A 4,145-nucleotide genomic window follows, 5' to 3' on the forward strand; every position below is an offset into this window, starting at 1 on the left:
GCGGCGGCGGCGACGTAGGTGGTGACCGGCTGGACGAGCTGGACCTGCACCTGGCAGAGCGTGCCCGCGATCGACTGGTCGATCGACTGCAGCGGGCCCGCGGCGGTGCCGATCGGGACGTTGATCGGCAGTCCCAGCAGCGGCTTCACCTGGACGGTGTCGCCCGGCTGCGCCTGCACCGTCGTGCCGCAGGCCGCGGGGATGACCTGACCCCCGGCGGTGGGCGTGACGGGCGCGGCGAACGCCGCGCCACCTCCCAGCAGCAGCGACCCGGTGAGGACACCCCCGGCCGCCGCCACCGACACCAGACGCGAGAACCGCGCTCCCATGGAGGACCCCTTACGTGGAACGACGAGTGCGGTCCCGCCCCGGTGCGCGGCCGGGGGCCCGGGCGTTCCGTCGGGACGGAACCGGGCCAGCGGCGCGTCGGACGGGCTCCGACGACCGGGACAACGAGGCACTGCTCCGGAGGTGACGCCGCAGTCACCGGACCGTCACGATCGGGCCACGCCGCGTGGGGGCCGCTGCGGCGTGCCGGGTCAGTCGCGCCCGGATCGGGTGGTCGTCCCCGCCCCGGCGAACGGGCGGTCGCCCTCGTCGGTCCGCCGGAAGCGGGCCGTGAACCACGCCGCGTCGGGGGCGCCGTCGAGCACTCCGCCGTCGGGATCGGCGCCGGCCACCGTCGGCCCGGGGCGGCCGGGACGCAGGCGCACCGGGTCGAGCTGCGGGCGCAGCACGCTGCGCACGATCAGCACCCCGACCCCGACGACCGCGAGGTCACGCAGCACGACCGCGCCGTAGAACCACGGCGCGGGCAGCCCCTTGGCGCTGGTGCCCAGGTAGTAGTACATCCGCGGGAACCAGACCAGGGTGTCGACCGCCATCCACGCCAGCAGCGGTCGCCACCGCGGATAGGCGAGCACGGCCAACGGCACCAGCCAGAGCGAGTACTGCGGGCTCCAGACCTTGTTGGTCAGCAGGAACGCCGCGACCACCAGGAACGCGATCGAGGCCAGCCGGGGACGGACCGGGGCACGGCGCACGAGCTCGGCGACCCCGACGCAGCAGACCACGAAGAGCACCGCGGTCACGGCGTTCAGCACCCTCGGCGGCTGTCCCGACGCGAGCGGGCCGTCGAAGCCCGACCAGCCGGTGAGCCCGGCGACGACGTTGTAGATCGAGTCGGGGTCGGCGGCGCGTGTGGAGTTGAGCCGGAAGAACTCCCACCACCCGGTCGGGGCGAGCACCGCGACGGGGACGTTGACCACCGCCCACGTCAGGAGCCCCGCGACCGTCACCGTCCACCACGGGCGCATCCGTCCCGCACGCAGGCACAGCAGGAGCAGGGGGAACAGCAGGAAGAGCGGATAGAGCTTCGCCGCCGCCCCGAGGCCGAGCAGGACCCCCGCGAGGCCCGGTCGCCGGCGGGACCACGCGAGCATGCCGAGGGTCGCGCCCGCGACGGCCAGCGTGTCGAAGTTGGTGAAGGCGTGCACGGCCACCAACGGCGACGTCGCCGCGATCGCCGCGTCCCACGGCCGACCCGGTCGCAGCCGCACGAGGGCCCAGATCGCCCCGAGCCAGGCCAGCGCGAGCCAGAAGGCGGAGAGGTCGAAGTAGACGACGACGGGCAGCGCTGCGGGCAGGACGCCGACGGCGAGCCAGCCGGCCGCGAGGCGCGCGTTGGCCCACTGGAAGAACCCGGTGAGCACCGGGTACTCCATGTAGCGCACCTGCGTGGTGCCGTCGTCGTGCTGGTCGACCCAGCTCGTCACGTACGGGACGCCGCCACGGTCGAGTCGCTCGGCGGTGTAGAGCGGCACGGTGTCCGAGTAGCAGGCGGCGACGTACTGCCGGCCGTCGCGCCAGTCGAGCTGGGTCTGGCCGTTGTCGTCGACGTACTGCTGCAGGCACGGCGCCTTGGCGAACCAGCCCAGCGCCAGCACGATCGTCGCCAGCAGCAGCACGACGCGCAGGGGGGTGAAGAACCCGGCGCGCCCGACGACCGCGTGGGACCCGAGCGGGCCGCCGGTGGCCGCGCTCGCGGCCCGCACGAACGCGTCCTCGTGCGCCGGGAGCACCCGCGACGACGGGTCGAGCGACGACGCGTCGTGCGTGCGGCTGCGCTCGGGCGGGGCCTGGGAGGTCAACGGGGATCGGGCGCCCGGTCAGAAGTCGAAGCCACCGTCGCCGCCGCCTCCGCCGCCATTGCCACCGTTCCCGTTGCCGCCGTTCCCGTTCCCGTTGCCCCCGTTGCCCCCGTTGCCGTTGCCGTTGTTGTTCTGGCCGTTGTTGTTGTCGCCGTTGTTGTTGTTGTTGCCGTTGTTGTTGCCGTTCTGGCCGTTCTGGCCGTTGTTCCCGTTCTGACCCTGGCCGTCGCCGCCGGTCTTCACGCAGACCCCGTTGATGCAGATCTGCCCCTGGCCGTTCGGGGTGTTCGGGTCCGGCGTGGGAGCCGGGGGCGCCGGCGGGGCGGGCGGGGTTCCGATCGGGTCGAAGTCCGAGAACTTCTGGACCGGCTCGTTGCGCAGCGCCTGGTTCATGAACCTCTGCCAGATCTGGCCGGGCACGCCGCGCCCGTAGATCGGCTTGTTGTTGGAGGTCTTGATCGGGGAGTTGTCGTCGGTCCCGACCCACACCGCCGTCGAGATCTGCGGGGTGAAGCCGACCGTCCAGGCGTCGTTGTTCTGCCCCTGCACCGACGACTGCACGGTGCCGGTCTTCGACGCCACCGGCCGGCCCGCGGCCAGCGGGATCTGCGAGTGCGACGCGACGTCGAGCATCGACTCGGTGACGTTGCGGGCGAGCTGCTGGCTCATCCGCTGCTCGGGCGCGGTGACGCCGCCGTCGTAGAGCACGCGCCCGTCGGCCGTCGTCACCTTCGTGACCATGTGCGGGCGGTGGAAGACGCCGTCGGCGGCGAACGTGGAGTAGGCCGAGGCCATGTCGCCGGGGCGGACCTCCTTGTCACCGATCGCGATGCCGCCGGTGGCGTTGGCCAGGGGCGCCGTGATCCCGGCCTGGTGGGCGGCGTCGGCGACCTTCTGCGGCCCGACCTGGTTGCCGAGCTGGTAGAAGACGGTGTTGATCGAGAGCGTCATCGCCGTCTTCAGGTCGCAGTTCGGGCAGCTCTCGCCGTCGGAATTCTCCACCTTCGTGCCGGCGATGGTCTGCGGGGTGGACCCGTCGAAGGTCGTGCCGAGCCCGATCGGCGGGTTGCGCTCGAGGCCCGCCAGCAGCACGAACGGTTTGAACGACGACCCGGGCTGGCGCTGGGTCTGGGCGTAGTCGAAGCCCGACCCGTCGGTCCCGCCGTAATAGGCGACGATCGCCCCGGTCCTCGGGTCCTCCGAGACCAGGGCGGTCCGCAGGTTCGCGGGCTGCCCGTCGAGGGTCTTCGCGGCGGCGTCGGCGGCCTGCTTCTGCAGCTTCGGGTCGACGGTCGTCTCGACCTTCAGCCCCTCCTGGTTCACCTGCTGCTCGGTGATCCCGTAGGACGCGAGCTCGTCCTTGACCGCCGAGACGACGTGCCCGCGGTCGTCGTCGGGGATCCCGGTCTTGCGCGACGAGGGCGCGAGCGTCGGGGGGAACTGTGCGGCGGCCCGGTCGCCGGGCGAGAGCCACTTCTGCTCGACCATCCCGTCGAGCACGTAGTTCCACCGCTGCTGCGAGCCGGCCCGGTCGACGGCCGGGTCCCACTTCGACGGCGCCTGGATCAGGCCCGCGAGCACCGCGCCCTCGGCCGGGGACAGGGTGTTCACGTCGCGGCCGTAGTAGGCCTGCGACGCGGCCTGGATGCCGTACGCCCCGCGGCCGAAGTAGATCGTGTTCAGGTAGTTCTCGAGGATCTGGTCCTTCGACTCCTCCTGGTTGATCTTCGCCGCGATGACGACCTCGCGGTACTTGCGCCAGTAGGAGTGCTCGTCGCCCACGAGCACGTTCTTCACGTACTGCTGGGTGATCGTCGACCCGCCGCCGCTCCCGCCCTGGGCCTGGTTCCAGGCCGCACGGCCGATGCCGATCGGGTCGAACCCGTAGTTGGTGTAGAAGCTGCGGTCCTCGGCGGAGGCCACCGCGTGCTGGACCCAGACCGGGACCTGGGTCAGCGGCACCTTGATCCGGTTGCCCTGGGCCTGCGCGAGGCT

2 protein-coding genes and 1 pseudogene are annotated in these 4,145 nt (G+C 72.2%); all 3 read right to left on the bottom strand.

The window, feature by feature from the left end; translation table 11 throughout:
* Positions 1 to 329, bottom strand: a pseudogene (locus AC0CYZ_RS11115) (hypothetical protein); the annotation flags it as partial.
* Between the two features lie 210 nt (positions 330 to 539).
* Positions 540 to 2,150 (bottom strand): glycosyltransferase family 87 protein, encoded by a 1,611-nt coding sequence (locus AC0CYZ_RS11120; RefSeq protein ID WP_472215225.1) that lies wholly within the window; start codon positions 2,148 to 2,150, stop codon positions 540 to 542.
* Positions 2,151 to 2,168: 18 nt separating this feature from the next.
* A partial coding sequence (locus AC0CYZ_RS11125; protein ID WP_472215227.1) for a transglycosylase domain-containing protein occupies positions 2,169 to 4,145 on the bottom strand: 1,977 nt, incomplete at its 5' end.

Source organism: Actinomycetospora sp. (assembly GCF_055612215.1).